Origin of the sequence: Fischerella sp. JS2, assembly GCF_032393985.1 — a bacterium.
Lineage (GTDB): Bacteria > Cyanobacteriota > Cyanobacteriia > Cyanobacteriales > Nostocaceae > Fischerella.
Window position 1 is genome coordinate 474,230 of sequence record NZ_CP135918.1, and the last position, 23,326, is coordinate 497,555.

Consider the following 23,326-nt stretch of genomic DNA (forward strand, 5'->3'; position numbering starts at 1 on the left):
AATAGCCAATCTTTCCCTAGAAATAAATAAACAGTAATTACCTCTATCTTCAGAAATAAATATTTAAAAAATAACCAAAATTAATTATAAATAATTACTAATATCTCACCGTTAATGGTTAGTAGTTAGTAGAGACGCGATTAATCGCGTCTGTACATTAGTTGTTAGTGGTTGGTTATTCTCCCCACACTCCCCACACTCCCAGACGCGATGAATCGCGTCTCTACATTACTCCCCACCCCATCTCCCCAATTCGCTCCAACAGCCTAAAATTAAATAGACTTGCACTGATTGCTTGGTCAGTTTAAGAATATATAGGGCTATGCACGCGGGGAAACTAACGTGAGTCAAGGATTTGATTATGATTTAGTGATTATCGGCGCTGGAGTGGGCGGACATGGAGCTGCCTTGCACGCCGTTAGCTGTGGTTTGAAGACAGCAATCATTGAAGCGGCTGATATGGGGGGAACCTGTGTCAACCGAGGCTGCATTCCTTCTAAGGCATTGCTAGCAGCCTCTGGACGCGTACGGGAACTCAGAGACGCCCATCATTTGAAAACGTTGGGAATTCAAGTCGCAGGTGTAAAATTTGAGCGGCAAGCGATCGCCGACCACGCTAACAATCTTGTCGCGAAAATTCAAGGAGACCTAACCAACAGCCTCAAGCGTTTAGGGGTTGATATTATTCGGGGTTGGGGCAAAATCGTCGGCACTCAAAAAGTGAGTATAGTAACAGACAGTGGTGAAAAAACAATCACCGCCAAAGATATTATTCTTTCTCCTGGTTCAGTTCCCTTTGTCCCTCCTGGTATTGAAGTAGACGGCAAAACAGTCTTTACCAGTGACCAAGGGGTAAAATTAGAATCATTACCAAATTGGGTCGCAATTATTGGTAGTGGTTACATTGGTTTGGAATTTTCTGATGTTTACTCGGCTTTGGGTTGCGAAATCACTATGATCGAGGCACTCGATCAACTAATGCCTGGATTTGATCGTGATATTGCCAAACTTGCCGAACGGGTGCTAATCACTCCCCGCGATATTGAAACTTATGTAGGAATATACGCCAAAAGAGTCATCCCGGGTTCCCCAGTGGTAATAGAATTAGCCGACTTCAAAACCAAAGAAGATGTAGACGTGCTAGAAGTCGATGCTTGTTTAGTGGCAACCGGGCGCATTCCAGCTACCCAAAACCTCGGTTTAGAATCAGTAGGTGTAGAATTAGACCGCAGGAATTTTATTCCCGTCAATGACACTATGGCTGTGTTAAGTGGGGGTGAACCTGTGCCACATTTGTGGGCAATTGGCGATGCCACTGGCAAAATGATGCTAGCCCATGCTGCCTCTGCTCAGGGTATTGTGGCAGTAGAAAATATCTGTGGTAAATACAAAGAAGTAGACTACCTTAGTATCCCCGCAGCCGCCTTTACTCACCCAGAAGTCAGCTATGTCGGGATGACCGAATTACAAGCCAAGGAAAAAGCCACAAACGAAGGTTTTGAAATCGCAGTGGCAAAGAGTTACTTCAAAGGTAATTCCAAAGCCTTGGCAGAAGGCGAAGCCGATGGTATGGCAAAAGTAATTTATCGTAAAGACACCGGTGAAGTTTTAGGAGTCCATATTTTTGGAATGCACGCCTCCGACCTCATCCACGAAGCTTCAGCCGCGATCGCCAATCGTCAGTCTGTCCACACCCTCGCCCATTTGGTTCACGCCCACCCCACACTCTCAGAAGTGCTAGACGAAGCTTATAAACGCGCAGCCGCCCTCTAAATGCTGAATGATGAATGATGAATTATAAAACCTTCATCACTCATCATTCATAATTCATAATTCATAATTTCCCATGCAAATCCGTCGCCGTCCACCCAATCCAACTGTTGCAGTGTCTAATTTAAGATATCAAGTTGCCACTCCTGAGGCTGAACCAAGAAACATCCTCGAAAAAATTGTTTGGCAAAAAGAAGAAGAAGTAGACCAAATGCGGGAAAAGCAACCCTTACAAGAGTTGCAAAAGCAAGCTTTAACTGCACCTCCAACCCGTGATTTTGTAGCGGCGCTGCGAGACGCAAAGACTAAACCAGCTTTAATTGCTGAAGTCAAAAAAGCTTCTCCTAGCAAAGGTTTGATCAGAGAAGATTTTGATCCTGTGGCGATCGCTTTGCAATATCAACAAGGTGGCGCTAGTTGTATTTCTGTGTTAACGGATGAAAAATTCTTTCAAGGCAGCTTTGATAATTTAGCTAAAATCCGCACTGCTGTCGATTTACCTTTGCTGTGTAAAGAATTTATTATCTATCCCTATCAAATGTATCTAGCCCGCGTTCTTGGTGCAGATGCGATTCTGCTCATTGCAGCTATTCTCAGCGATCAGGATTTACAATACTTTGTCAAGATTGCCAATGCTCTCAAAATGGCAGCATTAATTGAAGTCCATACTTTAGCAGAACTTGACCGTGTGTTAGCTATAGATGGTGTTTCTTTAGTAGGTATTAATAACCGTAACCTCGAAGATTTTTCTGTTGATTTACAAACCACTTGTGAGCTTTTATCAGCAAGAGGTAAAAATTTGCAGGAACGGAACATTCTTGTTGTAAGTGAGTCAGGATTACATACACCTAATGACTTGAATGTAGTAGAAAAAGCAGGCGCTTCTGCTGTTCTTATTGGTGAATCATTAGTTAAACAACCAGATCCAAAATTAGCGATCGCTAATCTTTTCACCAAATATTGATTACTTGAGTCAAGCCAGTATTCAAGCAAATATTTATTGTTTATGTAGGTGGACATAATTAAGCGTAAAATGCTTCTGCCCAAAATTAGATAGGTTCAGTCTTTCTCCTTCTGCCTTCTACTTATACCAATTCAATTAATGATTGCAACACATCCTTGGATAAAGACGCGATGAATCGCGTCTCTACAAGATGGCCTATCTGTCGCATTCTTTTGGCAAATTGGTATTATGTAACAATTCGCTGATTAACAGACAGTCTTGGATTTGAAATCAAAAGATCAAATAAAAAATAAACTTCATGGAGCAAATTCCTCTGCCTTCACCCATCCACTACGAACTCATACTGCAATTACTAGAAAGACAAACAATGTTAGCAGTAAGTAATAATCCAGAACTGCGAAATCAAGTCAATCAGCTAATTATTACTCTCCGCAAAGCTGCTGTTCAACAAAAGCATCTAGAAGAAATTTGTCAAGGTTCATCAATGACTGTTGATCACCGTTGGTCACTTAATCATCTGAGTAGCGAACACGTATCTTCAGTTGAATAAGTAAAAGCAACAAAGACTGTGTATGGTAGGGGGTGAACCCCCACCAACGCAAACTTCACCAAGTTGTACCAACTCTGTGTAAGCTGAATTAGTACAACTCCAGACTAACGAGTATATTTTAGGCTCTCTATCTTGCCTAAGAATTTTTCTGTGAAAATACTCATTACAGTCCGTTTACGGACATTAATATTAGCGTTCAAAGACATACCAGATTGGAGAGGGATTTCTTTGCCGTTAACATTAATCGATTGTTTTGATAAGCGAATTTCAGCCGGAAAACGGTAGTAGGGAGTGTTTTGATCAGGTGGTAAAGCATCAGAACCAATCCGAACTACCTCGCCTCGAATATCACTAAATTCTGTGTAGGGGAAAGAATCAATTCGCACATCAACAGGCATTCCATTTTTGACAAAGCCAATATCATTGTTGGTGATAAAAACTTGAGCAACAAGATTTTCTGGCGGCACGATTTTGAGAATAGATTCGCTGGTATTGTAGACGTAACCAGAACTACGAGGCTTAAGGTCAAAAACAATTCCACTAGTTGTGGCCCGGATTTCTTGATATTTTAAGGTCGAAAAAATTTCGCTAATTTCGCCATCAATTTCTTGGATACGTTTTTTATTTTCGACCATCACTTTGGTAAGTTGACTATCTATTTCAGCAATGCGCTTGTCGTTCTCAGCAATTTTACTGAGTAAGTCTTCTTTAGATAGAGCGATCGCATTTTCTAATTTCTTTTGTGATTGTGCGATCGCCAGCCGCAGGCGTTGTTCTTCTTGCACAAGCCGATTCACTTCGGCTTTGCTAGCGTCTGCTGTTTGGCGCTTTTCTAGATAAGGTAAACGAGCAAAGGCTCCTTTTTTCACCAACATGTCTAAATTATCGGCAATTTCCAAATTTGTTGCCAGGCTACCCCTCGCACTTGTTAATTGGACTTGCACTTGATTTAACTGCTTGGATAATTGTTCTACATCTAGCCGTGCTGTGGCAATGCGCGAGTCTCTTTCTGTTTGTCTGTTAATCAAACGTTCTCGCAAGTCTGGATCAAGGTTACGTATTGCTGTCTCACCAAGCAATTCTGCACGATAAAGTTCATTTTCCCGTACCAAAGCAACACGGTTCTCTGTGAGTGATGCTAACTCTGGTGATATCTGGAACTCTCTTTTAGTAGAATTAGCTGTGGAAGTTCGCATCTGAGTACGGTAAAAATTATTTTCTCGTACTAGGCTGACTCGAACTTCTTGCAGTGAGCGTAATTTTGCTTGGGCAACTGTAGGGTCAAAGCTAACCAATAGATCGCCTTTTTCGACTCGTTGTCCTTCCTGAACATGAATCTTGTTGATCACTCCCCCCACTGGCGCTTGAATTTCTTTCACTAAACCTTTGGGTTCGAGTTTTCCTTGCACAGGAACAGATTCGTCAATTTTGGCAGTAGAAGCCCAAACCACTGCAAAACTCGTCACACCGACAATGCTCCAAACAATAGCATGTGACCAGACACGGGATTGTTTTAAAATGACTGGCTGATCAAAGTCGTTTGTCTCAGCAGGTGTATCACGAGGTATAGTAATTCCCGAACTGAAAATTGCTGTACTTCCTTGCAACAGCAATTGCCATTGACGTTGGGTTTTTGGCAGACGCTTCCAAATAAATACTAATCCCCCAGCTGTCAGCAAAAACATGAAACCACCCAAAGGCAAGAAAATAGATGTTTGACTTGGGGCAGCTTCTAAGTAATTTACATGGTAATTGTTGTTTTGATTTGAGTTTTGACTGGTGTTTTGGCGATCGCTCTGATCTACAAAATTATCTTCTTGACTTGCGCTTGAATTTATGCTATCTTGACTGCTCTGAGCTACAAAACTATCTCTAGGGTCAGTTTTAGTAGTTGTAACCTTGGGCGGGGATGGTTGGAGGGAGTGCCAAGTTGCAGCATCAACTACACCTTCAGCAGAGTCTAATACTTTCTCTTTCTGAAATTCAATAACTGCTGCTTGAGTAAGTACACCGAATTTACCATCAATTGCACCGTGATAATGTCCCAATTTTTGCAGCTGAGTTTGCAGTTGGGAAACAGCTGTGCCTTGACTACCAAATTTCAATCTCGGTTGTTGTGATGATGAGAAACTTACCTTAGTGGCTTCCGGTTCAGTCACACAGGTATGCAAATCTGGGTTTAATTGAGTTGTTGTTTCATCAACCAGAATTTGCTCGCAATGATTAGCGGGTGTTTCAGGGGTGTTGAGTGACGTTTCTGAACAGTTTGTACAAGCTAGCAGCAATAAAGATGGATCAAGCATGGTTTTTTTCTATGTAGAGGAGGTGTAGGAAGTGGGAGTGGGGATTAGGGGCAGTGGGGACACGGGGGACAAGGAGGACAAGGGAAGGGGGATGGGGAGGTGTAGGGAGTGTGGGGAGTGTGAGTAATAACCAACTATTAACTACTAATGTACAGACGCAATTAATCGCGTCTCTACTAACCACTAACAAATGACAATTGACCATTGACCATTGACCATTGACAATTGATTACTCTTGTTGTCCTTGTTGTTGATAGAGACAGTAATATCGTCCTTTCATGGCCATGAGTTCGTCATGGGTTCCTTGTTCAGCGATCGCACCCCGATCCATGATGATGATGACATCGGCATTTTTGACTGTGTTCAGACGGTGGGTGATGAAGAAAACGGTGCGACCACCAAAGACTTCCATGAGGTTGCGACATACTTGTTGTTCCGATTGGTAATCTAAAGCGCTGGTAGCTTCGTCTAAAATCAGTAGTCGCGGATTTTGCAAAACTGTACGGGCGATGGCGATGCGTTGCCTTTGTCCACCGGAAAGGGCAGAACCCCGTTCCCCTACGCTTGTGTTGTAGCCGTTGGGTAGTGCCATGATGAAATCGTGTGCAGCAGCAGCTTTGGCAGCAGCAATGATTTCTTCGGTAGTTGCTTCTGGGCGAATGAGGGCAATGTTTTCTTGAATCGTCCCTTCAAATAATAGGGTATCTTGTAGCACCATGCCAATTTGACGGCGCAGGGAATTTAACTCTACTTTTCTAATGTCATAGCCATCTATCTGGATTTGCCCTGTTAATGGTTCATAGAGTCTGGGTAATAATTTTGTCATTGTACTTTTACCGGAACCACTTTGTCCGACAATGCCGACGAAAGTACCAGGGGCAATGTCAAGATTAATGTTGAGCAGTTGCAAAGCATCATCAGGATTGAAACCAAAGGAAACGCTTGTGTATTTGACTGCGCCTTCAATTTCCGGTAAGGGGATATTGTGGCGATCGCTTGGCTGTACTTCTGGGGCGGTATCTAAGACATCACCAAGACGTTCGATGGATAATGCCACTTCTTGAAAGTTTTGTGAAAGTTGAATCAGACGTAACAGAGGACTGGTAACATAACCAGCAATGATGCGAAAGGCGATTAATTGACCAAGGGTGAGTTGATTAGAGATGACTAAATGAGCGCCTACCCACAACAATACAAAACTAGAGAATTGATTTAAAAATCCACTGATGGAGTTGGCGGTGCTGGAAGTTAATACGTTCTTGAATCCAGCGCTGATGTAGCGGGTATAGCGATCGCGCCATTGCCAACGGGATTTCAATTCAATATTCTGGGCTTTGACTGTTTGAATGCCGGTGAGTACCTCTACCAAATAAGATTGGGTATCAGCATAGCGTTCGGCTTTTTTGCGTAATTGTCGCTGGACGACGGGAACCACCAAAGTTGTCAACAGGGCAAACAATGGGACACAAGCTAGTGCAACGAGTGTCAGCACCCAACTATAAAACAGCATGACGGCGATATAAATCACCGAAAACACCGCATCTAGCACCACTGTCAATGCTGTTCCGGTCAAGAAAGAACGAATATTCTCGAGTTCATTAATCCGCCCTGCCAATTCACCGACGCGGCGACGTTCAAAGTAACTTAAGGGCAATCGCAACAGATGTTCAATGACTTCTGAACCCAGGCGGATATCAATCCGGTTGGTAGTATCGGCAAATAAATAGGTACGCAGACTCGTCAAGATGGCCTCAAATACTGCAATGACAAGTAAGAAAATCCCCAAAATATCGAGAGTATCGAGGCTTTTTTGCATCAAGACATTATCGATGATGATCTGGGTAATGATTGGGTTTGCCAAGCCAAATACTTGGACAAAAAATGAAGCAACCAGAACCTCAATCAATACCAAGCGGTATTTGTAGATGGAAGGTAAAAACCAACGCAGACTAAATTTTTCTGGACGTTCCTCTTCTGGTTTTTCGATAACCAAGACTTGTCCTGATTGTCCCCAGATGTTGCCAAACTCTCCCAGAGAATAATAAGAAATGCCTGTTTCTGGGGCAGCGACAACGATTTCATGTTCTGTGATTTTGTACAGTAAGGCTAAACTTTCTTGCCAATAGATGATGGCTGGCGCACTCAAACGATTGATGACGTTAGCAGGAACTTTGACTAACTGGGCTTGCAAACCCATCATTTCCACAACGGCCCCTGCTACTTGTAGGGAAATCTGCTTGTTCGATTTAAGTTGATTTGTCAAGACTTTGCGAATTAAATCCCGGCGAAAAGAACCCCCTAAGATGCGATGTAACATCTGGAAACACGCTAAGGAAACATCAAGGGGGCCTTGTCCTGATACGAATATGCTGTCAGCTGATGCGATATGTTCGACAGCAGGATTAGGTGGGTATTCTGGGGCGGGGGAAATTGCCAGACTGGAAGTATTGTCCTTGCTAGATTTCTTGGTATTAGACTTCCAGGGAATACCAATTAAACGGACTTCGGTGTCACTGTGCCAAATATCTGGATGGTTGTTATCTATCAATAATCGGCTACCAACGCTCATTCCATCGAACATACCAGCGCTGATTAGCCAAATGTGGTCATCATTAAATTTCTGGGAATCTACTTTCCCTGGTGGCAGATTCACCACCGTTATTTGTTGCCAATGCTGACGGACTAAGTCTTTTAAATCGGTAGCTGCATCTGCTTGTCGTTGGAGTTCCAAACTCAGGAGATCAAATACTTCTATGATCTGTGGACGCGATCGCACTGCTTCGGCAAACTCTGGTTCTTTGCCCAGCAATTGCAGAAATTCTTCTGCTTCCAGAGTAATAGCAATGACTTCACTAGAAGCGATCGCTGCTTCGCAACTTACCCCACGTAATAATCCTAGCCAACCCAGGAACTCTCCTGGCTCTACCACCGTCAAACTCACCTGAGCAGCCCTACGTTGGTCGTAGCCCAATAGCCGCGCTTGTCCTTGATAAATTACCATCACTTGCGCTGGCATTCTTTCCCTCACCAACATCCACTGTCCAGTACGATATTGCAACAGTTGGCATTTCGCTGCAATTGTTTCTAAGGTAACTGGCGGTAGTTTGCTGAAAGGGGGAGTATCGGCTAAGAATTTTATGATGTCGGTTTGGGTAATAGCTGGCTTCATCTAAATTTCTCCTAGAAACTCCCACACAACCTAGTGGTCTATCCACTAACTTTTAGGGGTCGGTGGCGCATTAGGTAATGGGAAGAACATATGCAATTTTTTTTGTCTCCTTTCCTCACAACCTCACTTCACAGTTATCAGTTATCAGTTAGAGACGCGAGGAACATCGCGTCTGTACAGTTATCCATACGCCTTGATAACTGCGGCTAGTAATGTTCACTGAATTTAATGTTCCAAATCTCCACGGAATGGGTAATTTGGGTTTTCATAAACCTGGGTTAATAGACTTCTTACAGAAGTCGGGGGAAGGGTTAAAGGAATGAAAAATCCTTTCCCCTTTAACCTTTTTCCTACTCTTGCAAAGGGTACTTTTCAAGAGGTGTAATATCGATAATTTACGCTGCCATAGCCTCCATATTATGGTTAGAGGATTGTAGGCGCGTTTGAACTTGTTTTTGTATCCAGATTTCAAAGAGTTCATCTAATAACTGCTGCTGCATAGCGTCATTTAACTGTGCAGGCATTAATTTTTCTAGGCGAATGATGACAAACCAATCAGCTATTGCCCGTGGTTCCCAAAGTTGACCAGGTTGGCTCACTGATAAAATTTGTTGAATGATTGGATGGGGTTGAGATAAGGGAACTGGCCCCAAAACTCCTCCTGTTTGGGCTTCTGGCCCTTGGGAATATTTCTGGGCTGCACTAGCAAAAGATTGTTCTCCTTCACAAATCCGAAAATACAATTCCTGGGCTAGTCCTTCGTCTTTGGTGCGAATTAGAGAATATACAACCTGATCTAGGTTGGCTTTTCGTTGCAGAAAGTAAGACTCCAACTTATTGCCCCACATTGCAAGTTGAAATTTTTGGATCAGCACCGGACGGATTGCCAATTCTTGCATTTCTGCTTCTGTTAGCTGGTGCTGTTGCAACCATGCTTGTTGTTCCTCTGGTGAGGTGAGTTGATGACGCGCCATAAAGCTAGCGATCGCTGCTTGCTTGTCTGCTTGTGTGCAACTCAAAAGTGCGATCGCCTCGTCTATGACTTTGGCGCGTAATACCTGCGGCAACAACTGATAACGATGTAGCAAAGACAATAATTGATCTGCCTGAAGTACTTCGTTACCCACTTGCAAGGTTTGTATCGTCATAATTCCTAGCTTGCGCGATTCGGCTTTCTCATGTTTGAAAATCTGAAACATCTCACCAAGGCGAGACTAGTCAGAAAGTCAATCTATAAATAGTTATAGTTAGACCCTGTCTCTATTGATTTACATCGAGTTTTTGATTGCATCAGGAAATTTTTTAATAAGACTTTGTCAATTTTTTATCGTGACTCTCGCTAAACTTTACCAAAATATTACATTCTATACTGATTTGCGATTTTTTTGACAAAGGCTTGTTCCTCTTTTTGCGGTAAAAACTTTATTAAAAATATTTTTTTTGTAATTAAAAGTACTTGCTAAAGTAGTTTTTGGTTCCCAGGTAGGCAGATATATCAAAAGCTAATTATGCAAAATGGTCGAATAACATCAATATTCCCATATAAAAGAACATGCAAAATATATGTATAAATTGTATTTTAGACGCCTTGTGACAGTTGAATGACCGTCACAAGGCAAGCGCGAAAAAAGCTACAGTAGCTTTTATTCTGAGTGAATGAACAAATTCGTAGTCACCGCTTTTTTGCTGTTGTCGCAACAATATTGTGAGTTCAAGTATCCTACGGAAAGCTGCTCTTAGAGCGTATACGCCATTTCTTGTTCAAGAATTGCTGCAAGCATTGCATTAGTCACTTGTTCTTATATACGTGCGTAAATACAAATGACTAATAGCAAAACAGATGGATTACTAGCTTCTCCGTACATAAGGGGAAAGCAATTGCAAGTCATTCTCACTTTGGCTCTGTTGATAAATTTCCCGTAGGTATCCCAGGGAATCTACCATTTGGCGTTCATTAAAGGGATAATCATGGCGAATACTTTAGGCACAAACCTAAGTGGAGTTTCTGACCACTCTAGCGGATTACCATTTTTGGATCACTTCAAAACTGCTAGTGACTGGATGTCTCAAAATTCCAAAATAGGGGAAAAGCCGCAAGGAATTCAACTGGATTTAGATAAAACTGGTTGGGAAAAATCCTTACCTAACTCAGGAGTTAGTACTTGGCTGCACAAAGACTTGGGTATAAAAGACAACGGATTACATAGTAGCAACAACAGCAATCTATTTTCTGGTACAGAAGATAGACAACTCCTAAGCAATGATGACAATGATAAACTCAGGGGCAACATAGATAGAGATGTTCTAACTGGCATCAAAGACAAGCCCACTTCTGATACTCGACCAGAAACTACAACTTCAGATATTCTAGGCACGAGTATCATTAGTGACTCTACTCACAAACCGGCTGTTCTAGCAGCAACTACAGACTCGAGTCAGTCTCATAACTCTGGGGATGTCTACTACGTTTCACCCAATGGCAGCGATGATAATCCAGGTACACTTGATAAACCCTGGAAAACTGTAAACCATGCAGTGAATGAAAAATCTCCTGTGAAGGCAGGTGACACAATTCTAGTTCAGCCTGGGACTTACACAGAAATCATCACCCTCGGTAAATCTGGTGATAGTAAGTTGGGTGACATCACACTTAAAGCCAATGGGGATGTTACCTTGCGTGACCCTGACCCAAATAGTGGCTTTTTCCGGGAAGGAGTAATTCAGTCAGCTGGCAAAGGTAATTGGGTAATTGATGGCTTCCGGATTGAGAACACATCCTGGGCGGGAATCTCTTTACGTGATGCCTACAACATGACAGTGCAAAATAATCACACCTACGAGACTGGTGCTTCTGGGATCATCGTCATGCCAGATACCTACTACAACGGTGGCGAAGGCGAGGTGACGAGTAAAAATATCAAGGTGTTAAATAACACTGTAGAACGAGCAAGCTGGATATGGAAGGGTAACGCTGCTAAACAAGGCAATATCAACGACGGTTTCGACCTCACAACTAGTACACAAGAATCACTAAGTATCTGGGGTGTTGATGGTTTCGAGGTGGCTAATAACACTGTCAAAGAAGGTAATCGCGAAGGTATTGATATCAAAACTGGCTCCCGCAATGGTTCTGTCCACGACAATACTGTTACTGGTCAAGCCATAGTTAGCGGTACACCCGATGGTTATAGCGGTGGCCCTGCCCTCTATATTGAAGGCAACCGTGCTGACATGTTCAACATTGATGTTTACAACAATGTTGTTGCTAATAATACTGCTGGTGGACTTGTGATTACAGATGAAGTTCCCAATCAAGGGGATGTATCTGATATCCGTGTCTACAACAACATTGTTCTTGATAACGGCAAGGACGGCGTGAATAGTGGTCAAGGAATTGGTGTCAGCAGTAATGTGAGTAATGTTGAAATTGTCAACAATACCATTGATGGCAATGTTCAAGGTTTCTTAATCGATGGTTCTGACAACTATGGTGGTTATAAACCTAAGAACATTCTGGTTCGCAACAATATCTTCGCGAATAGCAGTTTTCGTAATGGCTTAGTTGAAGATGCTGAGAATGTGACCCTAGACCATAACTTATTTACGAATAAGTTTGCAAAAGCCTATGAAACTGGCAATGGAGTGAGTAATTTGCAAGCTGAGAACAATACTCAGGCGGATTCGGTTGGATTTGCCGATTTAGCAGGCAATAATTTCAATCTCACAGCAAATTCACCAGCAATTGATACTGGTTCGGCTGCGATCACTGATTACGCAAAGCTGGATCACAACGGCAAACAACGCGGTCAAGGTAAGGGCGTTGATATAGGTGCTTATGAGTTCCAGTCTTAGGTAAAACCTTCGTGCTTGAGTGTTTTGGTATAGGAGTGTGGTGTGTAGGGGATAAAACCGTTTGGCGTTAATCAAAGGGATAATCATGGCGAATACTTTAGGCATAAACCTGAATGGAGTCTCTTACTGGTCTAGCCAATTACCATTTTTGGATCACTTCAAAACGGCCAGTGACTGGATGCCTCAAAATTTCAAAACAGGAGATAAGCCGCAAGGAATTCAACTAGATTTAGATGAAAATGGTTGGGTAAAATCCTTACCTAAATCAGGCAGTGGCAATTATGATAGCGTCCAAACTCTGATCAATCTCATCTCTCCCACACCAGGAGTTAAAGAAAATTACCCTAGTGGTAAATATGTAGTTTTGTACGATGGCGAGGGCAAGTTAGAGTATGGCTCAGATGCCAAGCTCGATACAAATGCTTCTAAACCTGGTCGTGATGTGATTAATGTCACACCCTCTAGTAAGGGGATAACCTTATCACTTACCGAAACCGACCCTAAAGGTACAGGAAACTATCTTCGCAATATCCGCCTTGTACCTGAACCCGAGGAAAAAAATTACCAGAAACAGGTATTTAATCCTACCTTTGTCGATAAAACTGACAATTACTCTACCCTCCGATTTATGGATTGGATGGGTACCAACAACTCTAAACAGGGTGATTGGAAAAATCGACCGACAGTTGACAGTTCTACCTACACCTACTTTAATAAGGGTGTGCCTGTAGAAGTAATGGTTGATTTAGCCAATCGTACCGGGGCTAATCCTTGGTTTAATATGCCCCACCAAGCCTCGGATGAATACATGGCTAACTTTGCCAAAGTTGTCAAAGAAAAGCTCAATCCCAACCTAAAAGTTTATGTAGAATATTCCAACGAAGTGTGGAATGGTGTTTTTGGTCAACATCAATGGGCGCAAGAGCAAGGGCAAAAGTTGGGTGGTGATTGGACAGACTGGCACAGTCGCCGTACAGAACAGATGGGTGATATCTGGGATAAAGTCTTTGGCAACGATAGCGATCGCGTAGTCACGGTTCTCGGCGCTCAGAATGGTAACTTACAGTTGACTGACCAACTGATGCAGAAGGTGAAAGCGTACGATCCAAATTCTACAGTGGATGCGATCGGTATTGCTCCTTACCTGGGGATATTTGTGACTCCAAACAAGCAAGATTGGACGGTCGCACAATCAGAAGTAGAAAGCTGGACTAAGGAATCAGACGGAGGTCTGAACAAAGTCTTTGACTACTTGAACAAAACACAACTACCCCAACAACTAGACAACATTAGTAAGCACTCAGAACAGGCGAAAAAATATGGTCTGGATCTGGTTGGCTATGAAGGTGGACAGCATCTAACAGGGCTGAGTGGGTCAGAGAATAATCAGGCAATCACTGATTTATTTATCAAGGCTAACCGTGACCCACGTATGGGGCAAGTGTATAAAGAATACCTCAAAGGTTGGGACAAGCTAAGTGGCGATAGTGAACTTGTCGCCTACTCTGACATTGTTACACCGACTAAATGGGGTGCCTGGGGTGCTTTAGAACACGTTAATCAATCTACTTCTCCGAAATGGGAGGTGATACAGGATTTTATCAACAATGGTGATAACTCTCAATCAACTACTCCCGTCACACAAGCTGTTGGTAACGGGAGTGATACCCTCAAGAATGGTCAAAGTAATGCACACAGCAAAGATGACCAGAGTAATACCGAAGTCAAGGGATATATGCGCGATCAGGGCGTTGATATCCTCATGGGTAGTTCAAACAATGATGAACTATCAGGGGGTAAAGGCAAAGATTCTCTCAATGGCGGCGATGGTGACGATCAAATCATCGCTAGCTTAGGAGAAGATGAATTAACTGGTGGTGCTGGGCGCGATCGCTTTATCTATCAGGATGTGCAAAGCCAAGGAGATACCATTACTGATTTTGACCACAATCAAGATGCGATCGACTTGCGTCAAATTATGTCTGGTCCGGCTTATAACGGCTCAAATAAATTCTCTGACTACCTGGAATTTCAACAGATTGGTAGTGATACAGCCGTTCGCCTAGATATGGATGGAAGTCAAAAATCCGGTGGTTTTGAGAATTTGATGATGTTGTCAAACGTTGATGCATCAAGTTTAAGCCCCAGTAACTTTGTTCTCAGTTAATAGTTTGTAGGGCGCACGGTGTGCGCCCTGACAGTGGTGCATGGCTAGTTCTATTTGGAAATACGTGAGGATAGTGAAATGGCAACAAACAATATGACATTTGAACAACAAGTTGTAAAACTAACAAACGAAGAACGAGCTAAGAATGGTCTTGCACCTCTCAAAGAGAATGCTGAACTCAACTATGCTGCTGACGAATATGCGGAACAGATGTCAGAAACTGGCGTTTTGAGTCATACAGGACCAGATGGTTCTCAACCGTGGGATCGGGCAAAGACTGTTGGTTATGAAGCGCAAACTATGGGCGAGAACATTGCTCGTGGTCAAAAAACTCCTGAAGAGGTTGTAGCAGCTTGGATGAACAGTCCTGGACACCGGGCTAATATTCTCAATTCCAAATATACTGAAATTGGCGTTGGTTTTGATGACAATTTTTGGGTTCAGGATTTTGGTAGTGGTGATCTCAATCCTAATAGCTACATCCCAAATTCCTCATCTTCTGATGCTTCTGGATCTTCTGAACCAACACCTCAACCTGGTGATGATACTGATACCGTGAGTGGCGAAACGGGTCAGCCACCACAAGACACCCAAGATAATAATGTCATCGAGGGTAGCCCAACAAATGATCAATTGAATGGAGGAAATAAAAAAAATCCCCTCATGGGTGATGCTGATGTCGATATGCTGACTGGTGATCAAGGCAAAAATGTATCACCCGGAGAAAAAGATAACAATGTCTTTAAGGTTGGTGATAAGAACAGCATCCTTGATACTCTTTTTAGTGCTGGACGCGATCGCCTAGTATATGGCGCTGTACAAGACAAAGACGTGATTGCTAGTTCTGATACTAATCACAACGGAAGCGACCTACGTCAAATTCTGACTGGCCAGGTTAATAGCGGTCAAAATCAATTCTCTGATTACCTGAAACCCATAAATATTGGTGGTGATACCACTAGTTGTTCTGACGTATTTGACAATACAAAACTTGGTGGGTTTGATAATTCTTCTGTAATGCCAAACTTAGATGTGTCTAAATTAACTAGTGGTAACTTCATGAAGTAATCCAGGGAAATAGGAATAAATTGATGCTATCAGCCAAGGACTTTAATTCTTGGCTGTTTTTGGCTTTTAACCTTGTTGTAAAAATTCAACTTTTGGTAATAACGGATCAGTAACCATAGCCACACCACCAAAACCCCAACGTTTGAGCAAAGCTTTTAGCTGGGAACCAGGAATAGATTCCACACCAAAACGATTCGCTAGTTCTCCCGCGTGGGTGTTGAGATAACTAAGAGCATCAGAGTGTTCACGAAACATTAATAGGTAACTCACACCCTCTGAGGTGGGATGGGCTGTGAGATAACGACCGTCAGTTTGTGACCTTACCAAATAATAAATTTCGGAAAACATAGTTATTGGTTAATGGTTAGTGGTTAATAGATAGTGGTTAGTGGTTAATAGCCAACTACTAACTACTAACCACTAACTACTAACAAATAACTAATTTAAATTTTCTAAACGAATACGAGGGTCAGCGGCTTTAAGCAACAAATCTGCTATCAAGTTACCAACTATTAATAGCACTGCACCCATTACTAAGCTTGCCATCAGTAAATATAAATCTTGATTTTGTACTGCTTGCAACGTCAATCTTCCTAAACCAGGCCAATTGAAGAAAAATTCAGCAATAAATGCACCACTTAATAAACCCGCCAACTCAAAACCCAACAAAGTAATTAAGGGGTTGATGGCGTTCCGTAGAGCATGAACGTAAATGACTCGATTTTCTGGTAGCCCCTTAGCGCGAGCCGTTTGGATGTAATCTTGACGCAGTACATCTAGTAGTTCACCACGAGTAATGCGCTGCAACCCAGCAAAGCTAGTGATGCTGAGGGCGATGGTAGGTAAAATCATGTGCCAGCCGACATCGAGAATTTTACCAAACCATGTCAAATCAGTGTAATTGATGCTGGTCATTCCACCTACAGGAAATAGGGGAGTAGTCAATTGAGCAAAAATCAGCAATAACAAAGCAGTGATGAAACTGGGAAATCCTTGTCCAGCATAGCTAATCACTTGTAAAATTCGGTCTGTAAAGCGATTTTGCTTCACAGCAGCCACGATACCCAACGGAATAGCGATCACCCAAGTCACAATCAAAGAAGAGATAGCCAATAATAGAGTTGCTGGAACTCGCTCCCAAATCAGTGACGCTACAGAACGTTGGTAAACAAAACTTGTGCCAAAATCCCCTTGAGTGATAATACGCCATAGCCACAGAAAGAATTGCTCTGGCCATGACTTATCCAAACCAAATTGTCGCCTGAGTTGTTCAATTCTCGCTGGATCGATTTTTGGATTTTGCTGTAGTGTGGATAAAAAATCTCCAGGAGCAAGTTGAATAATAAAAAACGACAACGCTGACGCTAAAAACAAAGTTAACAGCGCCTGCAATAATCTTTTGATCACATAAAGAAAAGTTTCGCTAGTAAATATCCTTACTAGCCAATCCCAAAATACTTCCGGGGAAATTCTTGTGGTTGTCATTTGTCATTAGTCCTTTGTCATTAGTCCTTTGTCATTAGTCATTTGCCATTTGTTCTTTGTCCTTTGCTATTTGTAACAAGTAGTAACTATTAATCAATGACCAATGACCAATGACTAATATTCAACAAGGCTGACAATCGGCACATCTGGCAGATTTTTACGCCCTTGTAATTCTTGTAGCTCGATAATAAACCCAAATCCTACCAGTTCGCAGCCTATTTTTTCTACCAATTTTGCAGTTGCGCCTGCGGTTCCACCTGTGGCAATCAAATCGTCTACAATCAAAACTCGGCTTTGGGGGTGCAAAGCATCTTGATGTACTTCCAAGCAATCTGTACCGTACTCTAGTTCATATTCAATCGAATGTACTGCTGCGGGTAGTTTACCTGGTTTACGGACAGGGATAAAACCAGCTCCTAATTGATAAGCCAGAGGTGTGCCAAACATAAAGCCCCGCGACTCCATTCCAATCACGTAATCTGCTTTGAGTCCAGCATCTAAAATTTTTTGTGTAAACAAATCTATGGTGTAGCGCAGCCCTTGGGGGTCGCGCAGTAGTGTAGTAATATCTCGAAATAAAATTCCGGGTTTAGGAAAATCTGGAATATCACGAATCAGAGATTTTAGGTTCATAAGTAAAGATAGCGTAGATGAAGGTGGAGCAAGAAGGCAGAGGGCAAAAATGCTTGTAGTCATAAAATGACAGCCTTTTTTTACTGAATATCCTTTACCTTCTTAACTACCCAATTCTCCCGACGGAAATACATCGGGCAGTGGCGGGCAGATACCTGACAAATCGTACACTATTATGTCGTACGCTTTGAATTAGCAATAAATACCATCCATTGACGATTACCGGAAATTACACCAAGGTAAGAATGAAATGATACTAAGTAAACTATAAGAAACAACTGTGCTTGGAAAACTTGCATTTGTGTATGCGGAAAACTTTAGGTAGAACGGGTAAGTTAATGTATATATCGGGCAACTATGCCCTGATCACAACTAAACACATGCCACGCCAACTAGGCTATATATCTTAAATTAGTTTTACCGACTCTGTCGCAGCCGTACAAGGTATTTATAATGAATGTCTCCGCTAGTTTATCGCCTTATAACAGTCCAATTCCCCAGTCACCGCCGATGATTTTGGATACTTTACCTGATCCTGCTATTGAAGGACAGGTCTGCCCTCGTAAAACTAGGGTGCAAATTGACTTAATTTTACTGGCAATTGAAGCTTTGGAACTTGGTGGTTCAGAAGCCATTTTGTCATTTGCACAAGAGTTGGAATTGAAAGGAATTATTAAAGACAGGGTAAATTTGTGGCGAATGCGTAGCACTAATCCCCTCAGAAGAGCGCATAATCGCCGCTCTTTAACAATTATGGAAGCCAAAGCCTTGGTGGTAATTGCTTGCTATTTAGCACGACGCTTAACAGTTGTGATTCGTCAGTTGCTTATGATATACCAACAACTGGATGAAAAGCAGATTCCCCTGGAACAAAATTTGCGATTATCTAATTACCTAGAACGATTTAGAGCGCATTTCAAAAGCCGGATGAATCCACGACGTTCAGGGATAATGGCATTAACTTCAGATGAAAAATTAGATGAATTGGCTATAGATTTGCTGGGTAAATTACTATTTTGTACCGGTACGGCTGGTATGCAGCGGTTTTGGATAAGTCTTTTTGACGGTGAAGTGGAATGAATATTCAACGTAAATATAGTCTACCGAATTGTACGCTAGTTCTAGAGGGTTTAAGTGATGCTACAAGGGCTGCACAGTTTCAGGAACTGCGTCCAGCATTATCTATATTGGTAAATGCAGAATGTTATCTTTCAGGTTATACTCAACCACTATCGGGTGGCAGGGAATTTTTTGAAAGTTTGGTTAGGACAGTTAGTGCCTATGCTCAAGAATTTTTGAGTGGTGTTTCCCACCCCCAAGCACACAATTTCGATTCAGAATTGGTGCAAATGCAGAAAGTTGAAAACAATCGACATCGATTGCTTGTAAATTCAGAAGTTCCCAATTGGGAAGCTTCACAGCCTAGTCATACTCATGATGGCAAGCAGCCAATTCAAATAGATTTAAATACTGTGCAATTATTTGATTTGGTAGAAGCGGTTGATCAATTTTTTGCTGATACTCAAACTTTACCAGAGCTATCACTGGAATTACAACCGGTTTCCAAACGCTATGGCTCGACTAGTGAGGTTTTGCTCAAGCAAGCAGTACCAGCTACTGTGGGGGTGACTAGTTTGGCAGCAGCAGCGATCGCTTTTGCGATGATACCACCTCCCCCTCCACCACAACCAGCGACACAGCAACAAACTAACTCTACAACCTCAAGTGTTACTCCTACAACCCCAGCTACAACCACTCCAGCCGCTACAACCACTCCTTCAAAGTCTACTAACCAACTTATAGCTACAAATCCTACTCCAAGTGTCAATGCACAAATAGCTGCGACTCCAGCATTTACTCCCACTCCCACTGTTAATGAACAGATAGCAGCAACACCCGAATTTACTCCTACACCCACTTCTACAACTGTTGCTAACCCTATACCGACTTCATCGTCTGTAGGAAATCAAGATTTAGAAGCACTTTTAACTACTGTTCCAGAAATTACAGATGCATCCCAGTTACGTGCTTTAAACCGTCAAGTTTATAACCAAATTCATCCCAACTGGAAAAATCGCCAAGGTCTGAAAGAGGATTTAATCTTTCGTGTAGGTGTAGCGGCAGATGGTGCGATTGTTGGTTACAAAGCTGTTAATCCAGGAGCAAATGAAGCTGTCAACCAAACTCCTTTACCAAATCTAATTTATAATCCTGCTGTTCGCCCTCCCATTACCAATGAACCGATCGCTCAATATCGAGTCGTATTCACTAGAGATGGCGTACTGCAAGTTAGCCCTTGGCGGGGTTATACAACAAAACCTGATGTTGTCGGAGCAAAAATTACTGATAGCAATCAAGTTAAACAGTTAAACCAAAAACTGTATGATGGTATCCGTCAAAATTGGCGTGGCAAACCCAGCTATACAATCGATTTAAAATATCGTGTAGCAGTTAACAAAGATGGCATCATTGCAGATTATGAACCACTCAACCAAGTGGCATTTGATTACTTTCGAGAAACACCCCTGCCACAAATGTTTCAATCATCTAATGCCTCAGATCCATCAGTGCCAATTAGCAAAGAACCTTTGGCTCATTTCCAAGTTATCTTTCAGCCCAATGGCAAACTAGAAATTACTCCCTGGCAGGGGTATCAGTAAAGAGGGGATCGGGGAGCAGGTATGAATCAGTGTAGACGCGTAGCGGCTTGCCGCAGGCTACAGTGAACAGTGAGTAATATAATTTGATAACTGATAACTGTACAGACGCGATGTTCCTCGCGTCTCTAACTGATAACTGATAACTGAATTAATTGTCCCCGTGTCCTCAAGCCCCGATTCCTACCTAATCACTCTACCCATATAACTCCCCCACAGTTGAGCAGCTTGAGCGCTACTACCAGATGTAGGAGAGTTGTTGTCGTTGCCAAGCCAGATGCCAGTTACCAGTTGACGGCTAGGAATATAACCAATAAACCATAAGTCAACGTTGTTGTTGGTTGTACCAGTCTTACCAGATACAGCGAAATCACCGATCGCAGCGCGTCCACCAGTACCATTTGTGACTACTCCTCGGAGTAAGCGAGTCATAGTATCGGCGATATCTTTTCGCAGTACGCGTTTGTTGGCTTCGGCATCCTGATCAAAAGAGTAAATTACACGGCAAGTTTTTAAATCCTTGCGATCGCGGCAATCACTACTATCTAAAATGCGGCTAATAGCATGGGGACGGTTCCAGACGCCGCGATTACTAATAGCGCCAAAAGCACCAGTCATTTCTAAAACATTGACTTCGCTTTGTCCTAGCACTAATCCTGGTACTGGATCTAAATTTGATTTGACTCCCAAACGCTTTGCCATCTCTACCACTTTATTTAGCCCTACTTGCCTAGCAACTCTTAAGGCAATGGGGTTTTCAGACTGGGCAAGTCCAGTAGCAATACTTAAACTTACATCAGAACCTGCCCGACAAGGTTTATAGGTAAAACCCTGCCAGGTTAAAGGAGCGCAGGAATAACTTGTAGCGGGTGAAATTCCCTGTTCAATGGCGGCAGTGTAAGCAAATACTTTAAAAGTGGAACCAGGCTGTCTTTTGGCTTGATATGCTCGATTGAACTGACTCGTTCTGTAGTCTGTACCACCTACCATTGCTCGGATAGCGCCAGTACTGGAATCTAGGGTAACTATTGCTCCTTCTGAAAAGCGAAAATTTGCCCCAGCATTGTTTACATAGTTGCGTAATGAGGCTTCTGCCTGTTGTTGCATACTAATATCAAGCTGAGTCTCAATGATAAAGTTACCTTCACCCGCTAAATCTTTTCCCAAGATCGATTCCAGTTCTTGGAAAATATAACTGTAGAAATAGGGAGCGATCGTTTTTGCCTGCTGTTCACAAACTTTGGAGTTGACATCTACAGGCGATCGCCTGGCTCGATTATAATCATCCTGCTTGATTTTGCCCGCCTCTAGCATCCGCCGCAGTACGCGGTTACGATACTCTATAATGCGTGTTCTACTCTGGTTATCGCCGCAGAAATTAAAACTATTAGGACCAGGTAAAATACCCACCAATGTCGCAGATTCTGCCAAAGTTAATTCTTTAGCTGACTTGTCAAAGTAATACCGTGCTGCATCTTCAAATCCAGAAGTATCTGCTCCTAAAAATACTCGGTTTAAATAAGTCAGTAAAATTGTGTCTTTGCTGTAAAAAGTTTCTAATTTCAAAGAGACAATCGCCTCTCGTACTTTGCGCCCTAAAGAATCTTGTCTACCCACATAATCACGGAACAAACTACGGGCAACTTGCTGGGTAATTGTACTAGCACCTTGTTGGACATCACCACTACGGGTATTGATCAGCACAGCTCGTAGAATACCATAGGGGTCAACTCCAAAGTGCCAGTAGTAACGGCTATCTTCAGAAGCGACTACAGCCGCAGGTAAAAACGGACCAAAATCTTGCAATCGCTTCATGTCTACGTGAGCAGTGTTCCTTGGCTCACGTAATGGTGTTTCCCCATCACCTGCATACACAACCACAGGAGCGCGAGTCGGGTTAGGTAGGGGTCTAACGGAAAATTTTAGCCATTCAGCACCAATTACTAGCACCATCAGGGCGCTTACACCGCCAATACCGTAAGTAGTCCAAGTTGCTGCTTTGACGTACCAAGGGGGTGGGTCGACGTATTGTAGCCTGACTGAGGCAGCTAATTCTGGTGGTCCTAAGGTGAGAACATCACCATGACGTAATTCTAGGGATGTGAGCCGACGCTTACCGCGATAAATGCCATTGGTGGAATTTTCATCTTTGATCACAAAAACAGGTTGCCGTTGAGTAGAATCGCGCGACAGTGACAGGTGAATTTGGCTGACAACCGGGTTGCGGACAACAATATCGCAGGATTTGGAACTGCGACCCAGCATATAGCGATCGCCCAACAGCGGATATACTTCTGCTTTATCCGCCCCCGCATCCTGTACCCAAAGTTCTGGTACTCTGGCATTAGGCTTAAGTGCTAGTTTAGAAAAATCAACCCGAGCTTGAATTGTCTGTACTGCTTGCGTTATCTGACCAAGCAATGTTTGTGGCTTTTGAGGGGGCTTGGGGGAACTCATCGGCTATAGAAACCACGGATATTACTGAAAAATCGGCGAATTGCCATCTTGATGTTAGTATTCCACCATTGTACTCATAACGCTATGAAGACGTCGGCAGCACAGAGTTGTTCCCGATTTTTCTTGACATCAAGATAATATATATCAATATGACTTTGGGCGTTAAATTTTTTACATATGGATGAAGTATCAAAATTTGATCTTGTTTCTGTTAGTTTTATCCTTTAAATACGTGAATTGCTTGCATGACG

The 23,326-nt window shown here is 42.6% G+C and carries 15 protein-coding genes; 8 read left to right on the forward strand and 7 right to left on the reverse strand.

Annotated features, from left to right (window positions below):
* Positions 1 to 342: 342 nt before the first annotated feature.
* The 3 genes from lpdA to RS893_RS02015 all read left to right on the forward strand — a co-directional run bounded on the left by lpdA (position 343) and on the right by RS893_RS02015 (position 3,284).
* Positions 343 to 1,773 (forward strand): dihydrolipoyl dehydrogenase, encoded by a 1,431-nt coding sequence (gene lpdA, locus RS893_RS02005; RefSeq protein ID WP_315789592.1) that lies wholly within the window; start codon positions 343 to 345, stop codon positions 1,771 to 1,773.
* 73 nt (positions 1,774 to 1,846) lie between these two features.
* Positions 1,847 to 2,734: an indole-3-glycerol phosphate synthase TrpC gene (gene trpC, locus RS893_RS02010; protein ID WP_315789593.1), complete on the forward strand. Its 888-nt coding sequence runs from the start codon at positions 1,847 to 1,849 to the stop codon at positions 2,732 to 2,734.
* Positions 2,735 to 3,032: 298 nt separating this feature from the next.
* Positions 3,033 to 3,284, forward strand: a complete 252-nt coding sequence (locus tag RS893_RS02015) for a DUF5340 domain-containing protein (protein ID WP_315789594.1) — start codon at positions 3,033 to 3,035, stop codon at positions 3,282 to 3,284.
* 104 nt (positions 3,285 to 3,388) lie between these two features.
* Here RS893_RS02015 and RS893_RS02020 read toward each other — a convergent pair whose 3' ends face one another.
* The 3 genes from RS893_RS02020 to RS893_RS02030 form a co-directional block, all read right to left on the reverse strand.
* The gene (locus tag RS893_RS02020) at positions 3,389 to 5,587 is read right to left on the reverse strand and encodes an HlyD family efflux transporter periplasmic adaptor subunit (protein ID WP_315789595.1); all 2,199 of its coding nucleotides are present in this window, start codon (positions 5,585 to 5,587) and stop codon (positions 3,389 to 3,391) included.
* 229 nt (positions 5,588 to 5,816) lie between these two features.
* Complete coding sequence (locus RS893_RS02025) at positions 5,817 to 8,756, reverse strand: peptidase domain-containing ABC transporter (protein WP_315789596.1); 2,940 nt, start codon at positions 8,754 to 8,756, stop codon at positions 5,817 to 5,819.
* 395 nt (positions 8,757 to 9,151) lie between these two features.
* Positions 9,152 to 9,904: a peptidylprolyl isomerase gene (locus tag RS893_RS02030; protein WP_315789597.1), complete on the reverse strand. Its 753-nt coding sequence runs from the start codon at positions 9,902 to 9,904 to the stop codon at positions 9,152 to 9,154.
* An 820-nt stretch (positions 9,905 to 10,724) separates the two neighbouring features.
* On the opposite strand from RS893_RS02030, the gene RS893_RS02035 reads away from it, so the two are divergent.
* From RS893_RS02035 to RS893_RS02045, 3 genes are all read left to right on the forward strand, one after another.
* On the forward strand, positions 10,725 to 12,608 hold the full coding sequence (locus RS893_RS02035; protein WP_315789598.1) for a choice-of-anchor Q domain-containing protein: 1,884 nt from the start codon (positions 10,725 to 10,727) through the stop codon (positions 12,606 to 12,608).
* An 85-nt stretch (positions 12,609 to 12,693) separates the two neighbouring features.
* The gene (locus RS893_RS02040; RefSeq protein ID WP_315789599.1) at positions 12,694 to 14,775 is read left to right on the forward strand and encodes a type I secretion C-terminal target domain-containing protein; all 2,082 of its coding nucleotides are present in this window, start codon (positions 12,694 to 12,696) and stop codon (positions 14,773 to 14,775) included.
* Between the two features lie 78 nt (positions 14,776 to 14,853).
* Positions 14,854 to 15,843, forward strand: coding sequence for a CAP domain-containing protein (locus RS893_RS02045; protein WP_315789600.1), 990 nt, complete (start codon positions 14,854 to 14,856; stop codon positions 15,841 to 15,843).
* Positions 15,844 to 15,909: 66 nt separating this feature from the next.
* On the opposite strand, the gene RS893_RS02050 is transcribed toward RS893_RS02045, so the two are convergent.
* From RS893_RS02050 to RS893_RS02060, 3 genes are all read right to left on the reverse strand, one after another.
* Positions 15,910 to 16,191, reverse strand: a complete 282-nt coding sequence (locus RS893_RS02050; RefSeq protein ID WP_315789601.1) for a hypothetical protein — start codon at positions 16,189 to 16,191, stop codon at positions 15,910 to 15,912.
* Positions 16,192 to 16,281: 90 nt separating this feature from the next.
* Positions 16,282 to 17,328 carry an ABC transporter permease gene (locus tag RS893_RS02055; protein ID WP_315789602.1) on the reverse strand — a complete coding sequence of 349 codons (1,047 nt, stop codon included), beginning with the start codon at positions 17,326 to 17,328 and terminating at the stop codon, positions 16,282 to 16,284.
* A gap of 114 nt (positions 17,329 to 17,442) precedes the next feature.
* A complete protein-coding gene (locus RS893_RS02060) occupies positions 17,443 to 17,961 on the reverse strand; it encodes an adenine phosphoribosyltransferase (protein ID WP_315789603.1) in 519 nt (172 codons plus the stop codon).
* Positions 17,962 to 18,414: 453 nt separating this feature from the next.
* On the opposite strand from RS893_RS02060, the gene RS893_RS02065 reads away from it, so the two are divergent.
* Together RS893_RS02065 and RS893_RS02070 are read left to right on the forward strand one after the other, a co-directional pair.
* Entirely contained in the window at positions 18,415 to 19,041 is a 627-nt protein-coding gene (locus tag RS893_RS02065) for a DUF3038 domain-containing protein (RefSeq protein ID WP_315789604.1), read from the forward strand.
* Positions 19,038 to 20,621, forward strand: a complete 1,584-nt coding sequence (locus tag RS893_RS02070; protein WP_315789605.1) for a DUF4335 domain-containing protein — start codon at positions 19,038 to 19,040, stop codon at positions 20,619 to 20,621. Before RS893_RS02065 ends, RS893_RS02070 begins: the two co-directional genes overlap by 4 nt.
* 180 nt (positions 20,622 to 20,801) lie before the next feature.
* Here RS893_RS02070 and RS893_RS02075 read toward each other — a convergent pair whose 3' ends face one another.
* Positions 20,802 to 23,075 carry a transglycosylase domain-containing protein gene (locus RS893_RS02075; protein WP_315789606.1) on the reverse strand — a complete coding sequence of 758 codons (2,274 nt, stop codon included), beginning with the start codon at positions 23,073 to 23,075 and terminating at the stop codon, positions 20,802 to 20,804.
* Between the last annotated feature and the right edge of the window lie 251 nt (positions 23,076 to 23,326).

Bases quoted from the DNA above. Each gene is read 5' to 3' on its own strand.
- trpC (WP_315789593.1), top strand. From the start codon at position 1,847: ATGCAAATCCGTCGCCGTCCACCCAATCCAACTGTTGCAGTGTCTAAT.
- RS893_RS02015 (WP_315789594.1), top strand. From the start codon at position 3,033: ATGGAGCAAATTCCTCTGCCTTCACCCATCCACTACGAACTCATACTG.
- RS893_RS02020 (WP_315789595.1), bottom strand. From the start codon at position 5,587: ATGCTTGATCCATCTTTATTGCTGCTAGCTTGTACAAACTGTTCAGAA.
- RS893_RS02025 (WP_315789596.1), bottom strand. From the start codon at position 8,756: ATGAAGCCAGCTATTACCCAAACCGACATCATAAAATTCTTAGCCGAT.
- RS893_RS02030 (WP_315789597.1), bottom strand. From the start codon at position 9,904: ATGACGATACAAACCTTGCAAGTGGGTAACGAAGTACTTCAGGCAGAT.
- RS893_RS02035 (WP_315789598.1), top strand. From the start codon at position 10,725: ATGGCGAATACTTTAGGCACAAACCTAAGTGGAGTTTCTGACCACTCT.
- RS893_RS02040 (WP_315789599.1), top strand. From the start codon at position 12,694: ATGGCGAATACTTTAGGCATAAACCTGAATGGAGTCTCTTACTGGTCT.
- RS893_RS02045 (WP_315789600.1), top strand. From the start codon at position 14,854: ATGGCAACAAACAATATGACATTTGAACAACAAGTTGTAAAACTAACA.
- RS893_RS02050 (WP_315789601.1), bottom strand. From the start codon at position 16,191: ATGTTTTCCGAAATTTATTATTTGGTAAGGTCACAAACTGACGGTCGT.
- RS893_RS02055 (WP_315789602.1), bottom strand. From the start codon at position 17,328: ATGACAACCACAAGAATTTCCCCGGAAGTATTTTGGGATTGGCTAGTA.
- RS893_RS02060 (WP_315789603.1), bottom strand. From the start codon at position 17,961: ATGAACCTAAAATCTCTGATTCGTGATATTCCAGATTTTCCTAAACCC.
- RS893_RS02065 (WP_315789604.1), top strand. From the start codon at position 18,415: ATGAATGTCTCCGCTAGTTTATCGCCTTATAACAGTCCAATTCCCCAG.
- RS893_RS02070 (WP_315789605.1), top strand. From the start codon at position 19,038: ATGAATATTCAACGTAAATATAGTCTACCGAATTGTACGCTAGTTCTA.
- RS893_RS02075 (WP_315789606.1), bottom strand. From the start codon at position 23,075: ATGAGTTCCCCCAAGCCCCCTCAAAAGCCACAAACATTGCTTGGTCAG.